Origin of the sequence: Streptomyces sp. NPDC021562, assembly GCF_040640875.1 — a bacterium.
Classification (GTDB): domain Bacteria; phylum Actinomycetota; class Actinomycetes; order Streptomycetales; family Streptomycetaceae; genus Streptomyces.
The window spans coordinates 91,450-117,707 of record NZ_JBFACN010000026.1 but is presented as its reverse complement, the minus strand read 5'-3'; the positions used below and the strand labels follow the sequence as shown (position 1 = coordinate 117,707).

At 71.4% G+C, this 26,258-nt stretch carries 27 protein-coding genes; 11 read left to right on the top strand and 16 right to left on the bottom strand.

Annotated features, from left to right (window positions below; all coding sequences use genetic code 11):
- Positions 1-350: 350 nt before the first annotated feature.
- On the bottom strand, positions 351-1,001 hold the full coding sequence (locus AB0G52_RS32530) for a DNA-3-methyladenine glycosylase (RefSeq protein ID WP_132885970.1): 651 nt from the start codon (positions 999-1,001) through the stop codon (positions 351-353).
- Between the two features lie 136 nt (positions 1,002-1,137).
- On the opposite strand from AB0G52_RS32530, the gene AB0G52_RS32525 reads away from it, so the two are divergent.
- From AB0G52_RS32525 to AB0G52_RS32515, 3 genes are all read left to right on the top strand, one after another.
- Positions 1,138-1,920: a sporulation protein gene (locus AB0G52_RS32525; RefSeq protein WP_132885971.1), complete on the top strand. Its 783-nt coding sequence runs from the start codon at positions 1,138-1,140 to the stop codon at positions 1,918-1,920.
- Between the two features lie 62 nt (positions 1,921-1,982).
- Positions 1,983-2,522, top strand: a complete 540-nt coding sequence (locus AB0G52_RS32520) for a YbhB/YbcL family Raf kinase inhibitor-like protein (protein WP_132885972.1) — start codon at positions 1,983-1,985, stop codon at positions 2,520-2,522.
- Positions 2,523-2,689: 167 nt separating this feature from the next.
- The gene (locus AB0G52_RS32515) at positions 2,690-3,199 is read left to right on the top strand and encodes an HNH endonuclease (RefSeq protein ID WP_132885973.1); all 510 of its coding nucleotides are present in this window, start codon (positions 2,690-2,692) and stop codon (positions 3,197-3,199) included.
- Positions 3,200-3,313: 114 nt separating this feature from the next.
- Here AB0G52_RS32515 and AB0G52_RS32510 read toward each other — a convergent pair whose 3' ends face one another.
- From AB0G52_RS32510 to AB0G52_RS32500, 3 genes are all read right to left on the bottom strand, one after another.
- Complete coding sequence (locus tag AB0G52_RS32510) at positions 3,314-4,258, bottom strand: SPFH domain-containing protein (RefSeq protein ID WP_132885974.1); 945 nt, start codon at positions 4,256-4,258, stop codon at positions 3,314-3,316.
- A gap of 130 nt (positions 4,259-4,388) precedes the next feature.
- Positions 4,389-4,820 (bottom strand): NfeD family protein, encoded by a 432-nt coding sequence (locus tag AB0G52_RS32505; RefSeq protein ID WP_132885975.1) that lies wholly within the window; start codon positions 4,818-4,820, stop codon positions 4,389-4,391.
- Positions 4,821-4,881: 61 nt separating this feature from the next.
- Entirely contained in the window at positions 4,882-5,673 is a 792-nt protein-coding gene (locus AB0G52_RS32500; protein WP_132885976.1) for an ABC transporter ATP-binding protein, read from the bottom strand.
- A 150-nt stretch (positions 5,674-5,823) separates the two neighbouring features.
- Between AB0G52_RS32500 and AB0G52_RS32495 the strand changes: the two genes are divergently transcribed.
- Positions 5,824-6,609: a hypothetical protein gene (locus AB0G52_RS32495; RefSeq protein ID WP_361341280.1), complete on the top strand. Its 786-nt coding sequence runs from the start codon at positions 5,824-5,826 to the stop codon at positions 6,607-6,609.
- 48 nt (positions 6,610-6,657) lie between these two features.
- Here AB0G52_RS32495 and AB0G52_RS32490 read toward each other — a convergent pair whose 3' ends face one another.
- From AB0G52_RS32490 to AB0G52_RS32475, 4 genes are all read right to left on the bottom strand, one after another.
- Positions 6,658-6,897, bottom strand: coding sequence for a chaplin (locus tag AB0G52_RS32490; RefSeq protein WP_132885978.1), 240 nt, complete (start codon positions 6,895-6,897; stop codon positions 6,658-6,660).
- 220 nt (positions 6,898-7,117) lie between these two features.
- Positions 7,118-7,366, bottom strand: a complete 249-nt coding sequence (locus AB0G52_RS32485) for a chaplin (protein ID WP_132885979.1) — start codon at positions 7,364-7,366, stop codon at positions 7,118-7,120.
- Positions 7,367-7,535: 169 nt separating this feature from the next.
- A complete protein-coding gene (locus tag AB0G52_RS32480; protein ID WP_132885980.1) occupies positions 7,536-8,177 on the bottom strand; it encodes a response regulator transcription factor in 642 nt (213 codons plus the stop codon).
- On the bottom strand, positions 8,170-9,315 hold the full coding sequence (locus tag AB0G52_RS32475; RefSeq protein WP_361341275.1) for a GAF domain-containing sensor histidine kinase: 1,146 nt from the start codon (positions 9,313-9,315) through the stop codon (positions 8,170-8,172). Before AB0G52_RS32475 ends, AB0G52_RS32480 begins: the two co-directional genes overlap by 8 nt.
- Before the next feature lie 248 nt (positions 9,316-9,563).
- On the opposite strand from AB0G52_RS32475, the gene AB0G52_RS32470 reads away from it, so the two are divergent.
- The 3 genes from AB0G52_RS32470 to AB0G52_RS32460 all read left to right on the top strand — a co-directional run bounded on the left by AB0G52_RS32470 (position 9,564) and on the right by AB0G52_RS32460 (position 12,386).
- On the top strand, positions 9,564-10,259 hold the full coding sequence (locus tag AB0G52_RS32470) for an SDR family oxidoreductase (protein ID WP_361341272.1): 696 nt from the start codon (positions 9,564-9,566) through the stop codon (positions 10,257-10,259).
- Positions 10,256-11,350 (top strand): S-adenosylmethionine:tRNA ribosyltransferase-isomerase, encoded by a 1,095-nt coding sequence (locus tag AB0G52_RS32465; RefSeq protein ID WP_361341269.1) that lies wholly within the window; start codon positions 10,256-10,258, stop codon positions 11,348-11,350. The genes AB0G52_RS32470 and AB0G52_RS32465 overlap by 4 nt, the downstream gene beginning before the upstream one ends.
- A gap of 298 nt (positions 11,351-11,648) precedes the next feature.
- Entirely contained in the window at positions 11,649-12,386 is a 738-nt protein-coding gene (locus AB0G52_RS32460) for a transglycosylase SLT domain-containing protein (RefSeq protein ID WP_132885984.1), read from the top strand.
- 83 nt (positions 12,387-12,469) lie between these two features.
- On the opposite strand, the gene AB0G52_RS32455 is transcribed toward AB0G52_RS32460, so the two are convergent.
- Positions 12,470-14,980: an FHA domain-containing protein gene (locus AB0G52_RS32455; protein WP_361341266.1), complete on the bottom strand. Its 2,511-nt coding sequence runs from the start codon at positions 14,978-14,980 to the stop codon at positions 12,470-12,472.
- Between the two features lie 343 nt (positions 14,981-15,323).
- Here AB0G52_RS32455 and AB0G52_RS32450 point away from each other — a divergent pair, with 343 nt between their 5' ends.
- Positions 15,324-17,564, top strand: a complete 2,241-nt coding sequence (locus AB0G52_RS32450) for a streptophobe family protein (RefSeq protein ID WP_361341293.1) — start codon at positions 15,324-15,326, stop codon at positions 17,562-17,564.
- 231 nt (positions 17,565-17,795) lie between these two features.
- Positions 17,796-19,004, top strand: coding sequence for a phosphoserine phosphatase SerB (serB, locus tag AB0G52_RS32445; RefSeq protein ID WP_132885986.1), 1,209 nt, complete (start codon positions 17,796-17,798; stop codon positions 19,002-19,004).
- A gap of 106 nt (positions 19,005-19,110) precedes the next feature.
- On the opposite strand, the gene AB0G52_RS32440 is transcribed toward serB, so the two are convergent.
- From AB0G52_RS32440 to AB0G52_RS32425, 4 genes are all read right to left on the bottom strand, one after another.
- Complete coding sequence (locus AB0G52_RS32440) at positions 19,111-19,629, bottom strand: histidine phosphatase family protein (protein ID WP_132885987.1); 519 nt, start codon at positions 19,627-19,629, stop codon at positions 19,111-19,113.
- A gap of 81 nt (positions 19,630-19,710) precedes the next feature.
- Positions 19,711-19,917: a hypothetical protein gene (locus tag AB0G52_RS32435; RefSeq protein WP_361341262.1), complete on the bottom strand. Its 207-nt coding sequence runs from the start codon at positions 19,915-19,917 to the stop codon at positions 19,711-19,713.
- Between the two features lie 193 nt (positions 19,918-20,110).
- Positions 20,111-20,227, bottom strand: coding sequence for an SGM_5486 family transporter-associated protein (locus AB0G52_RS32430; protein ID WP_089107830.1), 117 nt, complete (start codon positions 20,225-20,227; stop codon positions 20,111-20,113).
- 127 nt (positions 20,228-20,354) lie between these two features.
- Positions 20,355-21,668 carry an MFS transporter gene (locus tag AB0G52_RS32425; protein WP_361341259.1) on the bottom strand — a complete coding sequence of 438 codons (1,314 nt, stop codon included), beginning with the start codon at positions 21,666-21,668 and terminating at the stop codon, positions 20,355-20,357.
- A 90-nt stretch (positions 21,669-21,758) separates the two neighbouring features.
- Here AB0G52_RS32425 and AB0G52_RS32420 point away from each other — a divergent pair, with 90 nt between their 5' ends.
- Positions 21,759-22,451 (top strand): FadR/GntR family transcriptional regulator, encoded by a 693-nt coding sequence (locus tag AB0G52_RS32420; protein WP_132885990.1) that lies wholly within the window; start codon positions 21,759-21,761, stop codon positions 22,449-22,451.
- Here AB0G52_RS32420 and AB0G52_RS32415 read toward each other — a convergent pair.
- From AB0G52_RS32415 to fabG, 3 genes are all read right to left on the bottom strand, one after another.
- Entirely contained in the window at positions 22,429-22,779 is a 351-nt protein-coding gene (locus tag AB0G52_RS32415; RefSeq protein WP_132885991.1) for a hypothetical protein, read from the bottom strand. The two genes, AB0G52_RS32420 and AB0G52_RS32415, sit on opposite strands and share 23 nt — an antisense overlap.
- Positions 22,780-22,954: 175 nt before the next feature.
- Entirely contained in the window at positions 22,955-23,722 is a 768-nt protein-coding gene (fabI, locus tag AB0G52_RS32410; RefSeq protein ID WP_132885992.1) for an enoyl-ACP reductase FabI, read from the bottom strand.
- Positions 23,723-23,727: 5 nt separating this feature from the next.
- Positions 23,728-24,432: a 3-oxoacyl-[acyl-carrier-protein] reductase gene (gene fabG / locus AB0G52_RS32405; RefSeq protein WP_132885993.1), complete on the bottom strand. Its 705-nt coding sequence runs from the start codon at positions 24,430-24,432 to the stop codon at positions 23,728-23,730.
- Positions 24,433-24,665: 233 nt separating this feature from the next.
- Between fabG and AB0G52_RS32400 the strand changes: the two genes are divergently transcribed.
- Positions 24,666-26,189 carry a TldD/PmbA family protein gene (locus AB0G52_RS32400; RefSeq protein ID WP_361341253.1) on the top strand — a complete coding sequence of 508 codons (1,524 nt, stop codon included), beginning with the start codon at positions 24,666-24,668 and terminating at the stop codon, positions 26,187-26,189.
- Positions 26,190-26,258 lie beyond the last annotated feature (69 nt).

The following is a 26,258-nucleotide window of genomic DNA, read 5'->3' as shown; positions in this document are numbered from 1 at the left end:
CAAGGAACGGTCGCTTCCTTTGTACTCACCCTCTCGGGCTTTCCTCCGGGCTTCCCTTCGGTCTTGCGTTTCCGACTCTATCAGATCCTTTCGGCGTCCGATTCCCGGTCGGCGGGATTGTCTGGGGTTTTCCGGCTCTCGCCGGTCGGCCTTTCGACATTCACTACGTTAGCCGATTCCCGCCGGGACTCATAATCGAGTTCCGCGGGTTCGAATTCGAGCATGCGGGCATGCAGAATTCGCCCCCGCCAGGGGGAGTCGTAGGTAGTGGGTGGCCGCTTCCGGCTGCTGGCGATTGCCGTACCCGGGTCAAGCGGCTCGGGATACATTACGCACCTCCCAGGGGCGCGTCAACTTGAGCGGCGCCGGGGTACATGGGCCCGATAGGGGCTGACCGTCGCGTCGTTGGCAACCCAGAAGCGCCAGGGATGGGCCTCTCCGTCCCCTCCTTCGCCGGCGACTCCCGTACGCGGACCGTTCCGTACCTGGTCGGAGGGGACGGGCGTGCCGGTCAGTATCCGCAGCGGTGTCTCGCCGGAGGCGCACGCGTCCGTGCCGTCCAGAGCGCGGGTGACGTCCAGGGCGGTGGCCAGGCGGGCCGGACCTTTGGCCAGTTCCCTGTCGTACCGGGCCGAGAGTCGACGTTTGCGCGCGAGCTCGGCTCCTTCGACGACCTCGCCGGCGCGGAGCAGGACCGCGCTCGCCCTGCCCTCCGGACCGCAGACGAGGTTCATGCAGAACCACATGCCGTAGGTGAAGTACACGTACACATGTCCGGGCGGACCGAACATCACCTCGTTGCGTGGGGTGCGCCCACGGTACGCGTGCGACCCCGGGTCGTTCGGGCCGTCGTACGCCTCCACCTCTGTGAGGCGCACCGCGATCGGTCCGTCCGGGGTGGTGCGGACGAGGGTGCGGCCGAGCAGGTCGGGGGCGACGTCCAGGACAGGGCGGTCGAAGAAGCTCCTGGGGAGTGGCATACGGTCCGGGGGCGTGATCATGTCGTCCGAGCCTAGTCCAGGCCGCGGACGCCAAGGGGTGGTCAAGGAATCGTCTGCTTGCCAGGGTATGGGCCGGAACCGGTCGTGGCCGGATCGCGTTTGTAGGGGTCAAAGGTCCGTACGTAAAGGGAGAGTCATGGGCTTCAAGAAGCTGCTCGCGAGCCTGGGTGCCGGCGGGGCGTCCGTCGAGACGGTGCTCACCGAGAGCAACGTCGTACCGGGTGGCGTGGTCCAGGGCGAGGTGCGGATCCAGGGCGGGTCGGTGAACCAGGAGATCCAGGGCCTGTCCGTGGGTCTGCGGGCCCGGGTCGAGGTGGAGCACGGCGACGAGGAGTTCAAGCAGGACATCGACTTCGCGAAGGTGCGGCTCGGTGGCGCCTTCGAGCTTCAGGCGGGTGCGGTGCACGCGGTGCCGTTCGGGCTGGAGATTCCTTGGGAGACGCCCGTCACGATGATCGACGGGCAGGCACTGCGCGGGATGCACGTCGGGGTGACGACCGAGCTGGAGATCGCGCGGGCGGTCGACTCGGGCGACCTGGACCCGATCAACGTGCATCCGCTGCCGGCGCAGCAGGCGATCCTGGACGCCTTCATCAGGCTGGGTTTCCGGTTCAAGAACGCGGACCTGGAGAAGGGGCACATCCGGGGGACGCGGCAGACGCTCCCCTTCTACCAGGAGGTCGAGTTCCACCCGCCGTCGCAGTACCGGGGTCTCAACCAGGTGGAGCTGAGCTTCGTGGCGGACGCGTACGCCATGGACGTCGTCCTCGAAATGGACAAGAAGCCCGGTCTGTTCAGCGAGGGCAGCGACACCTTCAGGTCGTTCCAGGTGGGTCTGAACGACTTTCACGGGACCGACTGGGCGGCTTATCTCAACCAGTGGCTGTCCGAGGTCGGCAGCAGGCGCAACTGGTTCTAGGCTCGGGAACCACGGATTCCGTCATCGATCAGCATCGACCGTATCGATCAGGAGGTACCGAGGTGACCGAGCTGAAGCGGCGGCCTCTCCCCCATGACTTCCACCCGCCCGTCCCGTCGTTCACGGTGACGAGCGCGGACGTCGAGGAAGGGGCGACGCTCAAGGACGCTCAGGTCTACGCGAAGGGCAACACCTCGCCGCAGCTGCGGTGGGAGGGCTTCCCGGCCGGGACCAAGAGCTTCGCCGTGACCTGCTACGACCCGGACGCCCCGACGGGCAGCGGCTTCTGGCACTGGACCGTGTTCGACATCCCGGCCTCGGTGACCGAGCTGCCCGCAGGTGCCGGCAGCGGTAAGTTCGAGGGACTTCCCGAGGGCGCGGTGCACGTCCGCAACGACTACGGGTCGAAGGACTTCGGCGGCGCCGCGCCGCCGCCCGGGGACGGACCGCACCGGTACGTCTTCACGGTGTACGCGGTGGACCAGGAGAAGCTGGGTCCGGATGCCGACGTGTCTCCCGCCGTCGTCGGGTTCAACCTGCGGTTCCACGCGATCGCGCGGGCGCAGCTGATCGGCGAGTACGAGGTCCCCGCCGAGGGCTGACCCGGCTCGCGAAATCAGTCGAGCGTTCATTGAACGTTTGCCCGCCTCTGGTCTTGGAAGTGATCAGAGGCGGGCAGTTTTTATTGCGTTGTCCATCTCGGCGCGCCCGTCCAGAGTTGATCCAAGCCCGCCGGGGGTGGGCACGGTGCACATGGGAGGTGGGCTGGATGCGTGACACGCTGGTTCTGAACGCAAGCTTCGAGCCGCTGTCCACGGTGACTTTGAATCGCGCCGTCGTCCTGGTGCTCCAGGACAAGGCCGTCGTCGAGCAGGCCCACCCCGAACTGCGTATGCGCGGTGCGGACGTGGACCTGCCCGCGCCGCGGGTGATCAGGCTCTGCCGGTATGTACGGGTGCCGTTCCGGAGACAGGCGCCCTGGTCACGGCGGGGGGTGCTGGTCAGGGACCGGCACCGGTGCGCGTACTGCGGGAAGCGGGCGACGACCGTGGACCATGTGGTGCCGCGGGCTCAGGGGGGCGCCGACTCCTGGCTGAACACGGTGGCGTCCTGCGCGGAGGACAATCACCGGAAGGCGGACCGGACGCCGGAGCAGGCGGGAATGCCTTTGCTTCGCAAGCCGTTCGAGCCCTCGCCGCAGGATGCGATGCTGCTGGCCATGGGGGCCGAGGATCTGGCGGCGTTGCCTGAGTGGCTGGCGGGGGACGCCGCCGCCTAGAGGTGTGCCTGGTCGGTCGCGCCGTGCGGCTGCGGCTGTGTTGCGGCTTGTCGCGCAGTTCCCCGCGCCCCCCCCAGAAGGGTGGGCGCGGGGAACGGTTGTTTTCAGTGACCCTTAGTCGATGTTCGGCTTTTCGCGGCGTTCCTGGGCCGGGATGCTGCCGCCGCCGTTCGAACCTCCGCCCAGGGGGCCGAAGTTGCCCATCGCGCCGGACAGGCCCTTCAGGGCGTCGCCGATCTCGCTGGGGACGATCCAGAGCTTGTTGGCGTCACCTTCGGCGATCTTCGGGAGCATCTGGAGGTACTGGTAGGAGAGGAGCTTCTGGTCCGGGTCGCCGGCGTGGATCGCCTCGAAGACGGTGCGAACCGCCTGGGCCTCGCCCTCCGCGCGGAGGGCCGCCGCCTTGGCCTCACCCTCGGCCCGCAGGATCTGGGACTGCTTCTCGCCCTCGGCGGTGAGGATGGCTGCCTGGCGGGTGCCTTCCGCGGTGAGGATCGCCGCGCGCTTGTCACGGTCGGCGCGCATCTGCTTCTCCATCGAGTCCTGGATGGAGGTCGGCGGTTCGATCGCCTTGAGCTCGACGCGGTTGACGCGGATGCCCCACTTGCCGGTGGCCTCGTCGAGGACGCCGCGCAGGGCCGCGTTGATCTCCTCGCGGGAGGTCAGGGTGCGCTCCAGGTCCATGCCGCCGATGATGTTGCGGAGCGTGGTGACGGTCAGCTGCTCGATGGCCTGGATGTAGCTGGCGACCTCGTAGGTGGCCGCGCGGGCGTCGGTGACCTGGTAGTAGATGACCGTGTCGATGTTCACGACCAGGTTGTCCTGGGTGATCACCGGCTGCGGCGGGAACGGTACGACCTGTTCACGCAGGTCGATGCGGTTGCGGATAGTGTCTATGAACGGGACCACGATGTTGAGTCCGGCGTTCAGCGTCCGCGTGTAGCGGCCGAAGCGCTCCACGATGGCGGCGCTCGCCTGCGGGATGACTTGGATCGTCTTGATCAAGGCGATGAAGACCAACACCACCAGAATGACCAGGACGATGATGACCGGTTCCATCGTCGCTCCCCGTACCCTTCTCCGCCTCGGCGCTTCGGCAGATCTTATGGCTGTTGAAGATCTTGCTGGACGAGTCTGACAGACGCACGCACAACTCGGGGACTCTTCTGTTCAGTTGAGTCTTTCGAGGTCAGATGACAATCGCCGTGGCCCCCTCGATCTCCACGACGTCCACTTCCTGGCCCACTTCGTAGGCGCGGTCGGGGTGGAGGGAACGGGCCGACCAGATCTCGCCGGCGAGCTTGATCCGTCCGTCTGCGCCGTCGACGCGTTCGAGGACGACGGCTTGTCTGCCCTTCAACGCGTCGACGCCGGTGGCGAGTCCGGGGCGCTGGAGGGCGTGCCGGTTCGCGATGGGCCGTACGACGGCGATGAGGGCGACGGAGACGACGAGGAAGACGAGTACCTGGAGCACGACGCCCGCGCCGAGTCCGGCGGTGCCCGCGGCGGCGACGGCGCCCACCGCGAACATGCCGAACTCCGGCATCGCGGTCACCACGAGCGGGATGCCGAGTGCGGCCGCGACGACGAGCCACCACACCCACGCGTCGATGTTGTTCACCTTGTCATGGTAGGGCCGGGGGTGCCCAGCCGGACAGGGTGCTTTGCCGCGTCAACGCCCGTCAGGACAGCGGCAGTCCGCGGGCGGTCCAGCGGTCGCCGAGCTGTTCGACGACGAGCGGGAGGCCGAAGCAGCGGGAGAGGTTGCGGGAGGTGAGTTCGAGTTCCAGCGGGCCGGCGGCGAGGACCCTGCCCTGGCGGATCATCAGGACGTGGGTGAAGCCGGGGGCGATCTCCTCGACATGGTGGGTGACCATGATCATGGAGGGGGCGATCGGGTCGCGGGCGAGCCGGCCGAGGCGGCGGACCAGGTCCTCGCGGCCGCCGAGGTCGAGGCCGGCGGCGGGCTCGTCGAGGAGCAGCAGTTCGGGGTCGGTCATCAGGGCGCGGGCGATGAGGGTGCGCTTGCGCTCGCCCTCGGAGAGGGTGCCGAACTTCCGGTCGACGTAGTCGGTCATGCCGAGGCGGTCGAGGAAGGCGCGGGCGCGCTGCTCGTCGACCTCGTCGTACTCCTCCTGCCAGTGGGCGGTCATGCCGTAGGCGGCGGTGAGGACGGTCTCCAGGACGGTCTGGCGCTTGGGGAGCTTCTCGGCCATCGCGATGCCGGCCATGCCGATGCGCGGGCGCAGGTCGAAGACGTCGACGCGGCCGAGGGTGTCGCCGAGGACGGTGGCGGTGCCCTTGCTGGGGAAGAGGTAGCTGGAGGCGATGTTCAGGAGGGTGGTCTTGCCGGCGCCGTTGGGACCGAGGATGACCCAGCGCTCGCCCTCCTTGACCGACCAGGAGACCTGGTCCACCAGAGCCCGGCCCTCACGGACCACGGATACGTCCTGAAGCTCCAGAACATCGCTCATGAGCGCGTTGTCTCCCCTTGCAGTGTGGCCGGTCTCGGCTGTCGCGTACGCCTGTGGCTCGGGCGGCGGCGCCGGTGGGCGCAGCCCTTATGAAATCTACGCCACGCGTGCGGCGCTCCATTCCATCGGTCCGGTCCTTAGGGTGGGGGCATGCTCTCGGAACCGCGTTCAGGACGCCTCGCCGCTTGGGGAAATGCCCTTTTGGCCGGACTTGTCTCTCCGGATGACGCCGTGCTCGCCATCGTCGGCGAGGACGCGGTGCACCGAGTGGAGGGGCTGTCCGGCGAGTCCGCTCCGGTCGGGCTCACCCTCGCGCTGGGGCGGCTGCGGGCGCTCGGGGTGACCGCGCTGCGGGTGGCGCTGCCGGCGCCGGGGCATCCGCTGGGGCTGAGCGGCCCGCCGGAGTTCAACGCGCGGGCGCTGGAGGCGGAGGAGGCGGTGATCTGTCACGGTGCCGCGTTCGGCCTGGTGCCCGAGGTGTCCGAGGCCGGGCCCGCCGGTGATGTGCACGTCGAGGTGGTCTGGCAGGTGCTGCCGGTGCGGGAGGCGCCGCCGGCCGACGTGCCGTCGCTCGGTGAGGCGGAGCGGGAGCTGGCGGAGGCGCTGCGGGACGCGACCGAGGTGCTGTCGAAGCTGGACGCCGCCGGGTCGGGGCCGGTGGCGGAGGCGGCGATCGACGCGTACCGGGCACGTGCGGAGCGTGGCCGGGAGGTGCTGGCGCCGGGGTATCCGCCGCGGGCCGTGCGGGTCCTGGAGCTGGCGCAGCGCGTGGGACTGCTGGTCTCGCTGGCGTACGAGAACGGGCACGGGGGCGCGGCGAGCGCCTCGGAGATGGCGGCGCGCCAAGCCGCGCTGCGGCCGGTGGAGCGGACGGCCCGGCGGGCCCTGGTCGCGGCGTACGACTCCGTGCTGGAGGAGCGTGAACGGGGGCGCTAGGCGGTCCGCCGGACGGTCTGGGGGCGGTCGCCCCCAGACCCGCGCCGCCTACTTGTTGGTGGCGTGGTTGCCGAACGCCGGGTTGAGGAGTCCGATCACGTTGACGGACAGACCGCTGGCGTTGACCGGGACGTCGACCGGGACCTCGATGGTGTTGCCGGAGATGACACCCGGGGAGTTCAGGGCCGCGCCGTTGGCGGTGGAGTCGGCGAAGGCGGCACCGGCGGAGGCGCCCGCTGCGATACCGGCGACGGTCATGGCGACGGCGGCCTTCTTGGCGATGTTCATGGGAAGGGTTCCTCCTGGGTGTGCGGTGCCGACCCGGCCGTGGGTCGTGCCTGATCAACGCCTGCGGGGTCGCCGGTGGTACGGACCGGGGTCCGTCACTGCCCGTTCGGATCATTGGGCGTACAACCCGGTGGGCCCACGATCGGCTGTCGGGAAAAGCCGACCGGTCTTCCGGGGGCGCCCGGAAGACCGGAGGTCGATGCCGCGGTGCGGCGCGGTCTCAGTGGTTGAGACCGAGGTTGCCGAAGGCGGGGTTCAGCACGCCGATGACGTTCACGCTGTTGCCGACGACGTTGACGGGGACGTGCACCGGGGCCTGGATGACGTTGCCGGAGACGACGCCCGGAGAGCCCTGGGCCCGGCCGTCGGCGTGGGCACCGCCGGTGTGGGCGGAGGCCATGCCCGCGCCCGCGGCCACGATCCCGCCGGCCACCATCGTCACGGCCGCTGCCTTCTTCAGGTTCTTCACTTCTTGAGCCTCCTTGGCGATCGCCACGGCGGTCGCCGCGGCACGCACTGAAGAACGGCGGCGGCCGGGACAGGATGCGCCGTCCGGGTGACATTCCCACGACGGTATGAATCTCAGCCCGGAAGGCGACCCGCCGGGTTGCCTTCGGTGAAGCGTTGCGGAGGGCGTTTCAGCCGGTCACGCCGTGGCGAACGGCCCACAGCGCGGCCTGGGTGCGGTCGGCGAGGTCGAGTTTCATCAGGATGTTCGAGACGTGCGTCTTGACGGTCTTCTCGGACAGCACCAGGGCCCGGGCTATCTCTCGGTTGGAGCGGCCGTCGGCGATCAGCCCGAGCACCTCGCGCTCCCGCTCGGTGAGCGAGCCGCCCCGGCCCTGGCCGGAGCCGGCGTCTTCCTGGGAGAGCAGGGCGCCGGCCACCTCGGGCTGGAGCAGGACGTGTCCGGCGTGCACCGAGCGGATGGCGGTGGCGAGCGCGTCGGGATCGACGTCCTTGTAGACGTATCCGGCGGCGCCGGCCCGCAGGGCCGGGACCACCGTGCGCTGTTCGGTGAAGCTGGTGACGATCAGCACGCGCGCGGGGTTGTCGAGCTCGCGGAGCCTGCGCAGGGCGCCGACCCCGTCGAGGCCGGGCATCTTGACGTCCATGAGGACGACGTCGGGGCTCAGTTCCTGCGCGCGCTCGACCCCTTCGGCGCCGTCGGCCGCCTCGCCCACGACCTCGATGTCGTCCTGCACCTCCAGGAAGGTGCGCAGGCCCCGGCGGACGACCTGGTGGTCGTCGACCAGGAGCACCCTGATTGCGTCAGCCACCGGGGACCTCCAGCTCGATCGTGGTGCCCTTGCCGGGCGCCGATGCCACGGTCAGCGTGCCGCCCACGCTGTCGGCGCGGTCCCGCATCGAGACCAGGCCGAGGTGGCGTCCGGCACGGCGGGTGAGGTGCGGGTCGAAGCCGCAGCCGTCGTCCGTGACCCGCAGCACGGCGCCGCCGCCGCGCCGGTTCACGGTCACGTCGACCTGCTCCGCTCCGGAGTGCCGCAGGGCGTTGTGCAGGGCTTCCTGGGCCACCCGGAGCAGGGCCTCCTCCTGTGCGGCGGGCAGTGCGCGAAAGCCGCTGCCGGCGAAGGTCACGCGCGCGGTGTGGGCGCGGTCGAGGACCTGGACCTGGGTGCGCAGGGTGGCGAGCAGGCCGTCCTCGTCGAGGGCGGCGGGGCGCAACTCGACGACGGCTGCGCGCAGTTCGTCGGCGGCCTCGGCGGCGAGCACGGCCACCTGCTGCAGTTCGCCCTTGGCCCGGCGCGGATCGCGGTCGACCAGGGCGGCGGCCGCCTGGGCGGTGAGGCGCAGGGAGAACAGCTTCTGGCTGACGGCGTCGTGCAGTTCGTGGGCGAGCCGGGAGCGCTCCTCGGCGATGGTCAGTTCGCGGCTGCGTTCGTAGAGGCGGGCGTTGGTGAGGGCGATGGCCGCGTGCTGGGCGAGGATGGAGAGGAGTTCCTCGTCCTCGGCGGTGAAGCCGCAGCCTCCGTCGGGTTTCTCGCAGTTCTTGTTCGCGAGGAACAGCGCGCCGATCACCTCGTCGCCGTCGCGGATCGGCAGTCCCAGGAAGTCGGACATGTCGGGGTGGGCCGAGGGCCAGCCCTCGAAGCGGGGGTCCTTGCGGACGTCCGCCAGCCGCTCGACCTTCGCCTCGCGGAGCATCGCGGCGAGGATGCCGTGCTGGCGCGGGAGCGGGCCGATGGCCTTCCACTGGGCGTCGGTGACGCCGTCGACGACGAACTGGGCGAAGCCGCCGTGGTCGTCGGGGACCCCGAGGGCGGCGTACTGGGCGTCGAGCAGTTCGCGGGCGGAGGCGACGATCGTCTTGAGGACGTCGCGCACCTCCAGATGCCTGCTCATGGCCAGCAGCGCGGAGCTCACCGCGGCGAGGCCGGACCGGGGACCGTGACTCATGCCCTCACGGTACCGGCGGGGCCGGACACCGGGGATCGGACGCCGGGAGCAGCGTCCGGGCCGCTGGGCGTAGGTCCGGGGTCCTGGGCGGGTCGACGTCAGGCCTAGGGCCTGGGGCTCCTACCGGTGGCTTAGTCCGAAGGACCCCGCCGGGCTGCGGCCCGCGCCCGAGGCGGCCGGGGCGGCCCCGTTCCTACGGTGAGGGGCACCGCCGATCAGGGGCGGACGGAGCCGAGGGGACGGTTGTCATGCCGGTAGCGATCATCACGGGGGCCTCGAAGGGTCTGGGGCGGGCGCTGGCCGAGGTGCTGGCCGCGCGGGGCTGGGACCTGGTGCTGGACGCCAGGGGTGGGCAGGCCCTGAAGGCTGCGGCTCAGGCCGTGGCGGGGCCGGGCAGGCGGGTGACGGCACTGCCCGGGGACGTCACGGACGCCGGGCACCGGGCCGAGCTGGTGGCCGCCGCGCGTGCGCTGGGCGGTCTGGATCTGCTGGTGAGCAATGCCAGCGCGCTGGGCGCCGAGCCGCTGGTGCGGCTCGGTGAGCTGCCCCTGGCGGGGTTGCGCCGGGCGCTGGAGGTGAACGTGGTGGCCGCACTGGGCCTGGTCCAGGAGGCGCTGCCGCTGCTGCGGGAGTCGGCGGTGGGGGCGGTGATCGCGGTCAGCTCGGACGCGGGCTCCGAGGCGTACGAGACCTGGGGCGGCTACGGCGCCTCGAAGGCGGCCCTGGACCAGCTGGCGGCCGTGCTCGGCGTGGAGGAGCCGGGGCTGCGGGTGTGGGCGGTGGATCCCGGGGACATGGCGACGGACCTGTACTCGGCGGCCGTACCGGACGACGACGATCCCCGGCCGGCGCCGGAGTCGGTCGTACCGGCGTTCCTGCGGCTGCTCGACGAGCGGCCGGTCAGCGGCCGGTACGGGGCGCCGGCTCTGGTGGAGGGGCGATGACGACGGTGGTGCGGGTGCCGCCGGAGCTGTCCGCGCGGGTGCCGGCCGAGCAGCGCGGGCCGGGGCTCGACCGCGACGCGGTCCGGCTGCTGGTGTCGCGGGGGACGGCGGTGTCGCATCACGGTTTCGCCGAACTGCCGGGGCTGCTGCGGGCCGGGGACCTGCTGGTGGTGAACACCTCTCCGACGCTGGCGGCGGCCGTGGACGGGCGCGTCGGGCACGCGCGCGTGGTGGTGCACTTCTCGGCGCGTGGGGACGCCGCGCACGGGGCCGGGCGGTGGGCGGTCGAGCTCCGGGAGCCGGACGGCGACGGCACGACACGCGCGCGTGCGGGTACGCGCGCGGGCAGTGAGGTGCTGCTGCCAGGCGGCGGGCTGCTGGTCCTGGAGGAGCCGCTGAGCCCTCGGGGCGAGCGGCTGTGGTGGGCGCGGGCGTCGGCGGAGGTGCCGGCGGTGCTGCGGGAGTACGGGCGGCCCGTCCGGTACTCCTACACGGAGCGGGACCAGCCGTTGTCGGTGTACCAGACGGTGTTCGCACTGCCGTCGGACGACGGGGCGGGGAGTGCGGAGATGCCGAGTGCGGCACGGCCGTTCACCGCGCGGCTGGTGGCGGAGCTGGTGAGCCGCGGGGTGCAGTTCGCGCCGATCACGCTGCATACGGGGGTGTCGTCGCCCGAGGCGCACGAGCCGCCGTACGCGGAACGTTACGCCGTGCCCGCGGCCTCGGCACGCCTGATCAACGCGGCCAGGGCGGCCGGAGGGCGGGTGATCGCGGTGGGGACGACGGCCGTGCGGGCCGTGGAGTCGGCCGCCGGGGCGGACGGGGTGGTGCGGGCGGCCGAGGGGTGGACGGAGCTCGTGGTCACGCCGGAGCGCGGGGTGCGGGTGGTGGACGGGCTGCTGACCGGGCTGCACGAGCCGGAGGCCTCGCACCTGCTGATGCTGGAGGCGGTGGCGGGGCGGGCCGCGGTCGACCGCAGCTACGCGGAGGCGCTGCGCGGGCTCTACCTCTGGCACGAGTTCGGGGACGTGCACCTCATCCTCCCGGAGGAGAGGCCTCACGCAGAGCATTGCGACAGCAACTCTTCGTGAAAAAGCAGGAGGCGCGATGTGAGGCCGCACATAGGGCGCACATCACGTACGAACGGACATAGGAGATAAACAACCCCGGCACGAACGGGACAGACGACCCAGTCTGTCCCGTTTTGCCCTTCCGGTGCCTACTACCCGGGGTCGTACGTCACACCTTTGCCTCGGCATTTTGCGGCCGCTAAGAATGGCTGCCGTCGCTCAGCACCGCGGATTTCCCCCCGCGGTGTTCGTGCAGGAGGAGCCGGTCTCCCCCGCGGACAACGAGCGACCTCCGCGCTATTCGAAGAGGTCCACTGCCATGCCCAAGAACACCCACAGTCCCACGCTCACCAAGCACCACAAGATCGCGCTCGCCGGTATCGCCACGCTCGGCGCCGCCTCCATCGCCTTCTCCGCCGTGCCCAGCAGCGCGGACACGGTCGTGACCGGCTCCCCCGCCGCCGCGACCGAGGCGGTGTACGGCACCCAGCAGATCAAGGACGTCAAGGGCGCGGTCACCGACCAGGGCGCGCTTCAGGCCGTCAAGATCGACGCGATCGCCGCCAGGAAGGCGGCCGCCGCCCACGCCCTGGACGTCGCCCGCGCGCAGCAGGCCGCCGCCCAGGCGAAGGCCCGGGCCGCCGCCCAGCAGGCCGCCCAGGCGCGCACCGCCGAGCAGGCGGCGAACCGGTCCGCCGCGCGCCCGCAGGTCCAGCAGGTCGCCGCGAAGACCTACAGCAACAACCTCGACGGCTGGATCCGCCAGGCCCTCGACATCATGAGGGCCAAGGGCATCCCGGGCTCCTACAGCGGCCTGCACCGCAACATCATGCGGGAGTCCTCCGGCAACCCGATGGCCATCAACAACTGGGACATCAACGCCATCAACGGCATCCCCTCCAAGGGCCTGCTGCAGGTGATCCCGCCGACCTTCAGCGCCTACCACGTCGCCGGCACGTCCTGGGACATCTACAACCCGGTCGCCAACATCACCGCCGCCGCCAACTACGCGGCGCACCGGTACGGCTCGATCGACAACGTCAACAGCGCGTACTGAGGCAGGCGCGGACCTCGGCACCGACGCGCCGAAGGGCGGCACCCCACTGCGGGGTGCCGCCCTTCGGCGTCGTACGCGAGGTGCTACTTGCGCATGACCTCGGGCTCATGGCGGCGCAGGAAGCGGGCCACCAGGAAGCCGCAGAGCACACCGAGGACGATCAGCACCGCCATGTCCATGCTCCAGGCGCCCGCCGTGTGCGCCCACAGCGGGTCCTTGCTGGTCGGGTCGTCGGTGTTGGGCGCGATGTTGTTGAAGTCCAGCGTGGCGCCGGCGGCGCCCACCGCCCAGCGGGACGGCATCAGGAACGAGAGCTGGTTGGCGCCGACCGCGCCGTTCAGGGTGAACAAACAGCCGGTGAAGACGACCTGGATGATCGCGAACATCACCAGCAGCGGCATGGTCTTCTCGGACGTCTTCACCAGCGAGGAGATGACCAGGCCGAACATCATCGAGGTGAAGCCGAGCCCCATGATCGGGATGCACAGCTCGAACAGGACGGAGTGGCCGAGGACCACGCCCTCGTCCGGGATGGTGCGGCTGGAGAAGCCGATCAGGCCGACCATCAGGCCCTGCAGCACGGTGATCACACCGAGCACGACCACCTTGGACATCAGGTACGCCGACCGGGACAGGCCGACCGCGCGCTCCCGCTCGTAGATGACCCGTTCCTTGATCAGCTCACGTACGGAGTTCGCGGCACCCGCGAAACAGGCGCCGACCGCGAGGATCAGCAGGACCGTGGTCGCCGTGCCGTTGGGCACGGGGACGCCCGTCTTGTGGTTGACCGGGTTCACCAGCAGGGTCTTGTCGCTGTCGATCAGCAGGCTGACCGCGCCGAGCACCGCGGGCAGGATCACCGTCAGCGCCAGGAAGCCCTTGTCCGAGGCGATGACCGCCGCGTACCGCCGTACCAGGGTCAGCAGCTGCGAACCCCAGCTCTGCGGCTTCTTCGGCTTCATCACCTGCATCGGCGGCGTCTGTACGGCCTGCGGGGCGCCGGCGTCGATGTCGGCGGCGTACATCTGGTAGTGCTGGGAGCCCTTCCAGCGTCCCGCCCAGTCGTAGTCGCGGTAGTTCTCGAAGGCGGAGAAGACGTCGGCCCAGGTGTCGTAGCCGAAGAAGTTCAGCGCCTCCTCCGGCGGCCCGAAGTAGGCGACCGAACCGCCCGGCGCCATCACCAGCAGCTTGTCGCACAGCGCCAGTTCGGCCACCGAGTGGGTGACCACGAGGACCGTGCGGCCGTCGTCGGCGAGACCGCGCAGCAGCTGCATGACATCGCGGTCCATACCCGGGTCGAGGCCCGAGGTGGGCTCGTCGAGGAAGATCAGCGACGGCTTGGTGAGCAGCTCCAGGGCGACCGAGACCCGTTTGCGCTGGCCGCCGGACAGGGCGGTGACCTTCTTGTCCTTGTGGATGTCGAGCTTCAGCTCGCGCAGCACCTCCTCGATGCGGTCGTCACGCTCCTGGCCGGTGGTGTCGGCGGGGAAACGCAGCTTGGCCGCGTACTTGAGGGCGCGCTTGACGGTCAGCTCCTTGTGCAGGATGTCGTCCTGCGGGACCAGACCGATGCGCTGGCGCAGCTCGGCGAACTGCTTGTACAGGTTGCGGTTGTCGTACAGCACCTCGCCCTCGTCGGCGGGGCGGTAGCCGGTGAGCGCCTTGAGCAGGGTCGACTTGCCGGAACCCGACGGGCCGATGACCGCGATCAGGGACTTCTCCGGGACGCCGAAGGAGACGTCCTTGAGGATCTGCTTGCCGCCGTCGACCGTGACGGTCAGGCGCCGTGCGGAGAAGGAGACCTCGCCGGTGTCGACGAACTCCTCCAGCCGGTCGCCGACGACCCGGAAGGTGGAGTGGCCGACGCCGACGATGTCGTTCGGGCCGAGCAGGGCGCTGCCGCCCTTGGCGATCGGCTGGCCGTTGACGTACGTGCCGTTGTGGGAGCCGAGGTCGCGGATCTCCATGCGGCCGTCGGGGGTGGAGTGGAACTCGGCGTGGTGGCGCGAGACCTGGAGGTCGGAGACCACCAACTCGTTCTCCAGTGCACGGCCGATGCGCATCACCCGGCCGATGGAGAACTGGTGGAACGTGGTCGGGCTGCGGTCGCCGTAGGCCGGCTGCGCCCCCGCGCCGCCACCGGAGGCCATGGCCGGGGCTCCCTGCTGCTGCGGGATCGCCGACGGGGCCTGCTGCCAGCCCTGTTGCGGAGCCTGCTGCTGCGGAGCCGGTGGCTGGGACCAGCCGGCACCGCCCGCCCCCTGGGCCGCGTACGGCTGCGCGGCCTGCGGTGCGGCGGCCGTGGTGCCGGAGAGGTTCAGGCACGGTCCGTCGTTCGCGTTGCCGAGGTGCACGGCCGAGCCCGGACCGATCTCCATGCGCTGGATCCGCCGGCTCTGCACGAAGGTGCCGTTGGTGCTGCCGTGGTCCTCGATGCCCCAACTGCGGCCGTCGAAGCTGATCGTGGCGTGCCGCCAGGAGACCCTGGCGTCGTCGAACACGATGTCCCCCTGCGGATCACGTCCGAGGGTGTAGGTCCTGGACGGATCGAGCGTCCAGGTACGTCCGTTTGATTCCAGTACGAGTTCCGGCACGCCAAGCCCCATGAGTAGTCCCCCGAGTTACCCCCATCACAGGGAGTCTAGGGATGTCGAACATCGTCGGGAACTATTTCAGGCTCGGCCCTCTGACCGAAAGTCGGGCCTTGCGGAGAGCTCGCACGAGCGCTTCGACTCTTTCCGTTGACGGGGTTGAAACCGGGCCGGAGAGTGGTAATTCACGCGAGGGGGACAAGCGCGACGGCGCGGCCCCGGGCGTTCGCGGATCGGGGGGTCTGCCATGGGTTCTGGCACATGGGGCACGTCGGGCACGTCGAGCACGTCGAGCACGCGAGGCACTTCCGGCACGGGAGCCGAGAGCGCGCGCCTGCGCGCCCGGCTGCCCTGGGTCGACATCCTGCTGTCCGCGATCGCCGCGGTGAGCTGGGCGTTGATCGGCATGGCGGGTACGGCCGCGCTCGGCCTGCATCTGCTGCGGGCCGACGCGGCGGGCTCACTCGGCCCCATGACCGCGGCTGTTGTGGCGCTCGGGGCGGGTGGTTCGGTCACGCCGACCGGAGATCTGTCCGCGTTCGGTCTGAAGGGCGCGGAGGCCACGACGGCGGTCCAGATCACGCCACTGGGCGTGAGCCTGGTCGGGGCGCTCCTGTTGTCATGGTTCTTCCTACGGTCCCTGCGGGCGGCCGGGGCGGTCGTCGCCCCCGCCGAACTGCTGGCCCGCGCGGGCTCCTTGGTCGTGCTCTTCGTGGCGACGCTGGGCGGACTCGCGTGGGCCGGGCACTCGGTCGTGACCATCGACGGCGATGCGCTCGGGCTGGACGGGCTGACGGGGGCGGGCGGCGGAGGGGGTGGTGGAGGCGGAGGCGGTCTGACGATTCCCGGCATCGGGGACGTCGGCGGGCTGCTCCCGGACCGCATCGGGGACCTCGTCAAGGCGAAAGCGGCGGTCGGTTTCAGCGTGGACACCGTGGCCACCCTCGCCGGTGGCCTCGGCTGGTGCGCCGGTGTCCTGCTGATCGCCCTGCTGGCCTCGCGCCGCACTCCCCTGCCACCCGGGTGGGGGGCCGTGCACCGAGTGGTACGGCCGGCCGTGTCGGCGCTGGTGACGGTCCTGCTGGTGGCCGTGGCCGCGGGGTGGGCGGCGGCGGCCTGGGCGGCGATCGGTGACCCGCACCCGGCGCGCATCGCGGGCGCGGCCCTGCTCGGCGCCCCCAACGGGGTCTGGCTCGGCATACCGGTCGGCCTCCTCGTCCCCTTCGACGGCAGGGCGACGGGCGTCCTGACCAGGTTCCTGCCCCACCCCCTGGACGAGCTGCTGACCTCGAAGTCCGGCGGGTCGGTGACCCTGGGGCACCTGGCCGGCCTGGACGGACGGGTGTGGCTGCTGGGGGTCGCCGCGGCCCTGCTGATGCTGCTCGCGGGGGTGTTCACGGCGGTACGGACGCCGGTGGGGCCGGGAGCCGCGGCAGGCCGGGCGGGGGGCGCGGAACGGGGTGCGCTCGGTTTCGCCGGGCGGTGTGCCGTGCGGCTGGGGATCGCGACCGCGCTCACGCTGCCGCTGCTGGCCTGGCTGACGGACGTGTCGGTGAACGCCTCGCTGTCGGTGCTCGGCTTCGACGCGTTCGGGGCGGGCATCGAGCTGCACGGGCAGTCGGGCATGGCGCTGCTCCTCGGGGCGGCCTGGGGCGCGGCGGCGGGGCTTGCGGGAGCGCTGCTGGCGTGGGTGACCGGCACGGCGGGGTCACGGGCGGCACCGGCGGCACTGGGTGACAGCGGAGGCGGGGCAGCGGCCGGCGGGTCGGCGTACGCGGTGGCAGGCGGGGCGCCGGGCAGGGCGGGCGGCGGAGCGGCGGGTCCGTACGCGCCGGGAAACCGGTACCGCCCGCCGAATCCCGACACCAATCCCTACCTCCGGGTGCCGGACGACCTACGGGAGCAGGGGCCCGACCACCGGGCTTGGCCCGACTGGGTACAGGAGCCTCGCGACCGGGACCCGGACACGGGGGCCGCACCGGAGGCAGGGGCTCGCGGCCGGGGCCCGGGTGCCGGGGGCGCGCCAGGGGCAGGACCTGACGACCGCGGATCGAACATGGGGGCCGCACCGGAGGCAGGGGCTCGCAGCCGGGGCCCGGGAGCGGGGGCCGGGTCAGGGGCAGGGGCAGGGGCTCGCGGCCGGGGCCCGGGAACGGGGGCCGGGTCGCAGGTGGAGCCTCGCGGCTGGGGATCGGGCGCCGGGGGTGCGCCGGGGGGTGGGGGTGCGTGGGGGGCGCGTGGGCGTGGGCCTTACGAGCGGCCGGTGCCGAGGGAGCAGGGGCCCGAGTCCGGGGCGGCGCCGGTCGCTGGTCCGGGAGTACCGGGGGCGCCGGACTCGCCGTCCGCCGGCAGCCATCGGCCCCCGGAGGAGATCCGGGCCGGGAACGGCGGGGACCCCTCCGACGTACCGCCGGGCTCCGACGATGTGTACGGCGCCCCCACCATGGCCCAGCCGCTGGAGCCACGGCGACGCCGTCCGGGGCCGCGTCGGGGTGACGGGGCCCCGGACGGCCCGTACATCGGTCCGCCGCCCCCACCCCCACCACCGCCCCCTCCCCCGCCTCCGTCCGGGCGGCCCCGTCGGTGAGTCCGGCCGCCTCGCCGGGGCGGGCGACGTCCGCCTCGGACCCGTCCCCGCGTCGAAGCGTGCGTGAGGATGCGGCGGAATACGGTGCGAACCGCCCGCCGACGTCGCACGCGTGTTCGCTGGTCGCCCGGACGCAAAGCCTCCGACACCGGCCCGACACCTGTTGTTCCGTGTCCGTCAGGCGGACCACCTGCGCCGCAGGCACTGCGTGCCGGTTACGGTGGTTACACCATGAGCGATCCGCAGACCTCCGAGGTCCCCACTCTCCTCGTCAAGATTTTCGGCAAGGACAGGCCGGGCATCACGGCCGGCCTCTTCGACACCCTTGCCGCGTACATGGTCGACGTGGTCGACATCGAGCAGGTCGTGACGCGAGGCCGCCTGGTGCTGTGCGCGCTGGTGACCCAGCCCCCGGCGGGACTCGAGGGCGACCTCAGGGCGACCGTGCACAGCTGGGCCGAGTCGATGAAGATGCAGGCGGAGATCATCTCCGGGCGCGGCGACAACCGCCCGCGTGGTCTCGGCCGTTCCCTGGTCACCGTCCTAGGCCACCCCCTGACCGCCGAGTCGACGGCCGCCATCGCGGCCCGGATCGCCAAGACCGGCGGCAACATCGACCGTATCTTCCGGCTCGCCAAGTACCCGGTGACCGCGGTGGAGTTCGCGGTGTCCGGCGTGGCGACCGAGCCGCTGCGCACCGCCCTGGCCTCCGACGCGGCGGAACTCGGCGTGGACATCGCGGTCGTCGCGGCCGGTCTGCACCGGCGGGCTCAGCGGCTGGTCGTCATGGACGTGGACTCGACGCTCATCCAGGACGAGGTGATCGAGCTCTTCGCCGCACACGCCGGCTGCGAGGACCAGGTCGCCGAGGTGACCGCGGCCGCGATGCGCGGTGAGCTGGACTTCGAGCAGTCGCTGCACGCGCGCGTGGCCCTGCTGAAGGGGCTGGACGAGTCGGTGGTGCAGAAGGTGCGCGCCGATGTGCGGCTGACGCCGGGAGCACGGACCCTGATCCGCACGCTGAAGCGGCTCGGCTACCAAGTCGGGGTCGTCTCGGGCGGATTCACCCAGGTCACCGACGACCTGCGGGAGCGGCTGGGGCTGGACTTCGCCCAGGCCAACACCCTGGAGATCGTCGACGGAAAGCTGACCGGCCGGGTGACCGGCGAGATCGTGGACCGGGCGGGGAAGGCGCGGCTGCTGCGCCGGTTCGCGGCCGAGGCGGGCGTGCCGCTGTCGCAGACGGTGGCCATCGGTGACGGCGCCAACGACCTGGACATGCTGAACGCGGCGGGTCTCGGGGTCGCCTTCAACGCCAAGCCGGTGGTCCGCGAGGCCGCGCACACGGCGGTGAACTTCCCGTTCCTGGACACGGTCCTGTACCTGCTGGGCGTCACCCGTGAAGAGGTGGAGGCGGCGGACACCGTCGACGAGGGCTGAACCGCCGGCACACGGCCGCGAAGGGGCCCGGCACCGAGCGGATCGGTGTCGGGCCCTGGTCGTGCCGCGTGGCCGCCGTCCGTCGTACGGCGGCCACGCGCCGGTCTCACTCGGAGGGCGCCCAGTAGTCCGTGAGCGTGGCCACGCCCGGTTCCAGGGCCTTCCAGGAGCCCTCGAACGTCAAGACGGCGAAGGCGGCGGCGGGAAAGCCCCGGCGGTTCATCCGCTCGCGGGCGTCGCTCTCGGCCGTGCCCGCCAGGATCTCGGCCACGCCGTGCACGCCGGGGTTGTGACCGATGAGGATGACGTTCTGTACATCGTCGGGCACCTCGTTGAGTACGGCGACGAGCTCGCCCGGCGAGGCCTCGTACACCCGCTCCTCATAGACGGTTTTCGGCCGGTGCGCGAGCTCGTGGACCGCGAGTTTCCAGGTCTCCCGGGTACGCACGGAGGTGGAGCACAGGGCCAGGTCGAAGGGGATGCCGCTGTCCGCCAGCTTGCGTCCGGCGACGGCGGCGTCCGTACGGCCCCGGTCAGCGAGCGGTCGCTCGTGGTCGGTCACCTGTGGCCAGTCGGCTTTCGCATGGCGGAAGAAGACGATCCTGCGGGGTTCTGCGACGCTCATGACACCCAGCTTCGCATGAAACAGGCCATCGGGCGCAGGGAGTTGACATGCGGCTCCGCCCGGTCCGCGGGGCGGGGCGCGCTAACGGGAGACCATGTGCTGGACGCGCTCGAAAAGGTGGGTGACGGCCGGGTCGCCGGTGGCCGCGTGGGCGTCCGCCGGGTTCAGTATCAGCAGCAGCAGCGAGACGAAGGCGAGCGCGGGGAGGGCGAGCGCCCACCAGGGGAGCCGGATGTCGGCACGGCCCGGGGTCGCCGGGTGGGGCCGGGTGTGCGTTCGGGTCGGCATGATCGCCTCCGCTGGTCTCCGTGGTCCGGTGACCGCCTCTCGCGGCCACACCTCGAAGCTACGGAATCCGGGGCCCCCGACCCATCCGGTGACCCACCCACTTGACCCTGACCCTGACCCCCTAGGGGATGGGGGGATAGCCCCACCACCGGCCGTCCCTCGGCCGTCGGCCGGCCGCCCGTCGGGGCGGTGGTCAGGGGGACGCGAGGGTCGCGATGACGGCGATGACGATGAAGATGGCGAAGAACGAGCCGAAGACGATCAGCATCTTCTTCTGACCGTTCTGGGGGTTCGGGTCGAGCACTGGCATGGGGCCAGTCTGGCACCTGCCGAAGGGGCGGAGGCGGGCGGGGTGGCCGCAACCGCCCTTCGGCGTGTCGGAGCGAGCCGGGCGGGTGCGTGCCGTGTCGGGCCGGACCGGCGTGGCCGCGGGGCGGTCAGCCGGTCGAGGCGGCCTCGTCCTCCACCGTGCGGTCGCGGCCCGCCAGCCAGCCGACGACCATCTGCGGGACCATCAGCACGACCATGAGGAGGATCGGCACCCCCCAGCCGCCGCTGCTCTGGTACAGCACGCCCACCAGCAGCGGGCCGGGAATGGAGATGAGGTAGCCGGTGCTCTGGGCGAAGGCCGACAGCTGCGCGACGCCCGCGCCGGTCCTGGACCGCATCCCGACCATGGTGAGCGCCAGCGGGAAGGCGCAGTTCGAGACGCCGAGCAGCACCGCCCAGGCCCAGGCCCCGGCGGCGGGCGCGAGGTACAGGCCGGCGTATCCGGCGAGGCCGCAGACGCCGAGCGCGACCACGATCGGGCCCTGGTGCGGGAGCCGGGTGGCCACGCGCGGGATGACGAAGGCCAGCGGCACGCCCATCACCATGGTGACGGCCAGCAGCAGCCCGGCCGTGCTCGCGGGTACCCCCGCGTCCCGGAAGATCTGGGCCATCCAGCCCATCGTGATGTAGGCGGCGGTGGCCTGGAGTCCGAAGAACACGGCGAGTGCCCATGCGGTACGGCTGCGGGTGATCCGCAGGGCGGGCGGCTCCTGCTCCGCACGCGCGCGTGCCCCGCCCGTCGGGGCCGCCGGGCCCCGGTCCCGTACCAGCGGAACCCACGGCAGCACGGCTGCCGCGGCGAGCGCGGCCCAGACGGCGAGGCCGGTCCGCCAGCTGCCGCCCAGGGCGCCGGTCATGGGCACGGTCACCGCGGCGGCGATCGAGGTACCGGCGGCGAGGGCCATCGAGTACAGGCCGGTCATGGAGCCGACCCGGTCGGGGAACCAGCGCTTGACGATGACCGGCATCAGCACGTTGCTGACGGCGATGCCCATGAGCGCGAGTGCGCTGCCGGCCAGGAATCCGGCCGTGCCCCCTGCGTACGGCCGGATCAGCAGGCCGGCCGTGATGGCCACCATGCCGGCGCACACCACCGCCGGCGGTCCGAAGCGGCGGGCGAGGCGGGGGGCCATGACTCCGAAGACGGCGAAGCACAGCGGGGGCACGGAGGTGAGCAGCCCGGCCACGCTGCCGCTCATGCCCAGCCCGTCGCGGACCTCCTCCAGGAGCGCCCCGAGGCTGGTGATGGCGGGCCGGAGGTTGAGGGCGGCCAGCAGGATGCCGACGACGAAGAGCCGGGTCGTCCACCCGCGTGCGGACTGCCCGGCGCCCCGCGCGCGCGTCGCCGGACGTGCCGTCGGGGAGGTGGTCGCGGGTGTCGTCGTCGCGGGTGTCGTCGTCCTGGAATTCTCGCCTGCCATGAGGCCATCATAGAATCATAGGATGATTGGTTGTCCACCTCCGGGCGGGCCCGACCGCCCTCGCCCGGTCCTCGCGTGCGAAGGTGTGCCATGCCTCTGAGCCATCCGCGCCGGTCGGCGCTGTCCGAGCAGGTCATCGCCGAGCTGCGGAACCAGATCGCCTCGGGCGAGTGGCCGGTGGGCTCGCGCATCCCCACCGAGCCCGAACTGGTCGAGCAGCTGGGCGTGGCCCGCAACACCGTCCGCGAGGCGGTGCGCGCGCTGGCGCACAACGGCCTGCTGGACATCCGCCAGGGTTCCGGCACGTACGTCGTGGCGACCAGTGAGCTGGCGGGTGTGATGCACCGCCGGTTCGCCGACGCCGACCCCCGGCACATCGCGGAGCTGCGCGCCACGCTGGAGTCGACCGCGGCCCGGCTGGCCGCCGTACGGCGTTCCGACAAGGACCTCCGGCAGCTCGACGCCCTGCTGGCGCGCCGTGAGCGGGCCTGGGAGTCGGGCGAGGCGGAGGACTTCGTGACGGCCGACGCGACCTTCCACCTCGCCGTGGTGGCCGCCTCGCACAACGACGTGATGACGGCGATGTACGCCGACCTGGGCGAGGTGCTGCGGGACTGGCTGCGCGCCGACGTCGGCGCCGAGCTGACGCCGGAGACGTACATGGACCACGCCCGGCTGGTCGAGGCGATCCGCGCGGGCGACGCGGACACGGCCGCGAAGGAGGCGGGCAGCTACCCGTTCCAGTGCCGTCCGGGCCGGCTCAGCCGACCTTCTGGTGACTGACCCAGGCCGCGCGGACGTCCTTCCAGCAGCGTCCGGAGAGCCGTACGGTCATCGCGGGCCCGGTGTCGGCCGGCGGGCTGTCGGTGTCGATGTCCCACCACTCGGCACACTCGACGTGCAGCCGGATCCGGTCGGTGTCCACGTAGGGGTTGTGGCAGTAGGCGACCACATGGGAGCCGCGGACCGTCGTCCGGCAGGACGCGCCGAACGGCTGCGGGGCGGGCTCGTGACCGCTCGGCACGCGCGCGAGGGACGCGGCGTCGTACGGCAGGGCGAGCACCAGGACGAGGGCCGCGGTCACCGGGGCCAGGCTGCGGGACAGGCGCACAAGGGGACCTCCTCGGCCGGGCTGGGGAGGGACATCGCGCGCTGGACGCGGGATCCGACGCCCTTCCAGGGTGCGCCGCCCCGGCCACGGCGGCCCGGCCGGTGGCCCGAACGGGTGAGGCCCGCCTCCCCTGCCGGGGAGACGGGCCTCGGTGACACTGCTTCCGGTCCGCCGGTCAGGCGCCGATGGCGTGCAGACCGCCGTCCACGTGGATGATCTCGCCGGTGGTCTTCGGGAACCAGTCGCTCAGCAGGGCGACGATGCCCCTGCCGGCCGGCTCCGGGTCCTTCAGGTCCCACTCCAGCGGGGAGCGGTGGTCCCAGACCGCGGCCAGGTCGCTGAAGCCCGGGATGGACTTGGCGGCCATGGAGGCGAGCGGGCCGGCCGAGATGAGGTTGCAGCGGATGTTCTGCTTGCCCAGGTCGCGCGCGATGTAGCGGCTGGTGGCCTCCAGGGCGGCCTTGGCCGGGCCCATCCAGTCGTACTGCGGCCAGGCGTACTGCGCGTCGAAGGTGAGGCCGACGACCGAGCCGCCGTTCTGCATCAGCGGCAGGCAGGCCATGGTCAGCGACTTCAGGGAGTACGCCGAGACGTGCATGGCGGTGGCGACGGACTCGAACGGCGTGTTGAGGAAGTTGCCGCCGAGCGCGTCCTGCGGCGCGAAGCCGATGGAGTGGACGACGCCGTCGAGGCCGCCGAGCTCCTCGCCGACGAGGTCAGCCAGCCGGCCGAGGTGCTCGTCGTTGGTGACGTCGAGCTCGATGACCTTGGCGGGCTTGGGCAGCTTCTTGGCGATGCGCTCGGTCAGCGTGGGCCGCGGGAACGCGGTGAGGATGATCTCCGCGCCCTGCTCCTGGGCCAGCTTGGCCGCGTGGAAGGCGATGGAGGACTCCATCAGCACACCCGTGATCAGGATCCGCTTGCCCTCGAGGATTCCACTCATGGTGATCAGTGACCCATTCCCAGTCCGCCGTCAACAGGGATGACGGCTCCAGTGATGTATGAGGCGTCGTCCGAGGCCAGGAACCGCACCGTCGCGGCGACCTCCTCGGGCTGCGCGTACCGGCCCAGCGGCACCTGCGACACGATGCCGGCCCGCTGCTCGTCGGTGAGCACCTTCGTCATGTCGGTGTCGACGAAGCCGGGCGCGACGACGTTGAAGGTGATGTTGCGCGAACCCAGCTCCCGGGCGAGGGAGCGCGCGAAGCCGACCAGGGCGGCCTTGGAGGCGGCGTAGTTGGCCTGGCCGGGGCCGCCGTAGAGGCCGACGACCGAGGAGATGAGGACGACGCGGCCCTTCTTGGCGCGCAGCATGCCGCGGTTGGCGCGCTTGACCACGCGGAAGGTGCCGGTGAGGTTGGTGTCGATGACCGAGGTGAAGTCCTCCTCGGACATCCGCATCAGCAGCGTGTCCTTGGTGATGCCGGCGTTGGCGATCAGGACTTCGACCGGGCCGTGCGCGTCCTCGATCTCCTTGTAGGCCTGCTCCACCTGCTCGGAGTCGGTGATGTCGCACTTGACGGCCAGGAAGCCGGCCGGCGGCTCACCCGAGCGGTACGTGATGGCCACCTTGTCGCCGGCGTCGGCGAAAGCACGGGCGATGGCGAGGCCGATGCCCCGGTTGCCTCCAGTGACGAGAACCGAGCGGCTCAACGGATCACCCTTTCGTTCGGTCTGACCACCCGCCCGAACAGCTGGATCACAGGTGGCTTCAGCGAAAACCTATCGGTCCCGCCAGCACCGCGGGCAAGCGGGCACCGACAGTGGCTGAGGGGTGTCGCTGTCGGGTTTCTACAGTCGCCGGACGAACGGCAAAGGCGGGCACCGGGACGTGATTCACTGCGTGTGACGGTCACCACGGAAGCACCTCGAAGGGATTCCCACCCGTGCCCCATGAAATCGATCAGTCGTTTCTGGCACTTCCGCTGAGGGCCCTGGCCGACGCCGCGCTGGCACGCGCGCGTGCGCTCGGGGCCGAGCACGCGGACTTCCGGTTCGAGCGGGTGCGCAGCGCGTCCTGGCGGCTGCGGGACGCCAAGCCCTCCGGGTCCTCGGACACCACCGACCTCGGGTACGCGGTCCGGGTGGTGCACGGGGGCAGCTGGGGCTTCGCGTCCGGGGTGGACCTGAGCCTCGACGCCGCGGCCAGGGTCGCGTCGCAGGCGGTGGCCATGGCGAAGCTGTCCGCCCAGGTGATCAGGGCGGCGGGGTCGGACGAGCGGGTGGAGCTGGCCGACGAGCCGGTGCACGAGGACCGGACGTGGATCTCGTCGTACGAGATCGACCCCTTCACCGTGCCGGACGAGGAGAAGGCCGGGCTGCTCGCCCAGTGGAGCGCGCGGCTGCTGGCCGCGAAGGGGGTCGACCACGTCGACGCCTCGCTGCTCACCGTGCACGAGAACAAGTTCTACGCGGACACGGCGGGGACCGTCACCACCCAGCAGCGGGTGCGGCTGCATCCGGAGCTGACCGCCGTGTCCGTGGACGGCTCCAGCGGCGAGTTCGACTCGATGCGGACCGTCGCGCCGCCGGTCGGACGCGGCTGGGAGTACCTCACTGGCACCGGCTGGGACTGGGACGGCGAGCTGGAGCAGATCCCGGAGCTGCTCGCCGAGAAGATGCGGGCGCCGAGCGTCGAGGCGGGCCTGTACGACCTGGTGGTCGACCCGTCCAACCTGTGGCTGACCATCCACGAGTCGATCGGGCACGCCACCGAGCTGGACCGCGCGCTCGGCTACGAGGCCGCCTACGCCGGCACCTCCTTCGCCACCTTCGACCAGCTCGGCACGTTGAAGTACGGCTCCGAGCTGATGAACGTCACCGGCGACCGCACCGCCGAGCACGGCCTGGCGACCATCGGCTACGACGACGAGGGCGTCGCGGGCCAGTCCTGGGACCTGATCAAGGACGGCACGCTCGTCGGCTACCAGCTGGACCGCAGGATCGCCAAGCTGACCGGTTTCGAACGCTCCAACGGGTGCGCGTACGCGGACTCCCCCGGGCACGTGCCGGTGCAGCGCATGGCCAACGTGTCGCTGCGGCCGGACCCGGCCGGGCTGTCCACCGAAGACCTGATCGGCGGGGTCGACCGCGGGATCTACGTGGTGGGCGACCGGTCCTGGTCCATCGACATGCAGCGCTACAACTTCCAGTTCACCGGCCAGCGGTTCTTCAGGATCGAGAACGGGCGGATCACCGGTCAGCTGCGCGACGTCGCCTACCAGGCGACGACCACCGACTTCTGGGGCTCCATGGCGGCCGTCGGCGGCCCGCAGACGTACGTCCTCGGCGGCGCCTTCAACTGCGGCAAGGCCCAGCCGGGGCAGGTCGCCGCCGTCTCCCACGGCTGCCCCTCGGCCCTCTTCAGGGGCGTGAACATCCTCAACACCACCCAGGAGGCCGGTCGATGAACGTCAGTGCAGGGCTCGGCTGGGGGTCCGGGGGTTATCCCCCGGGAAAGCACAGTCTCAACACCACCC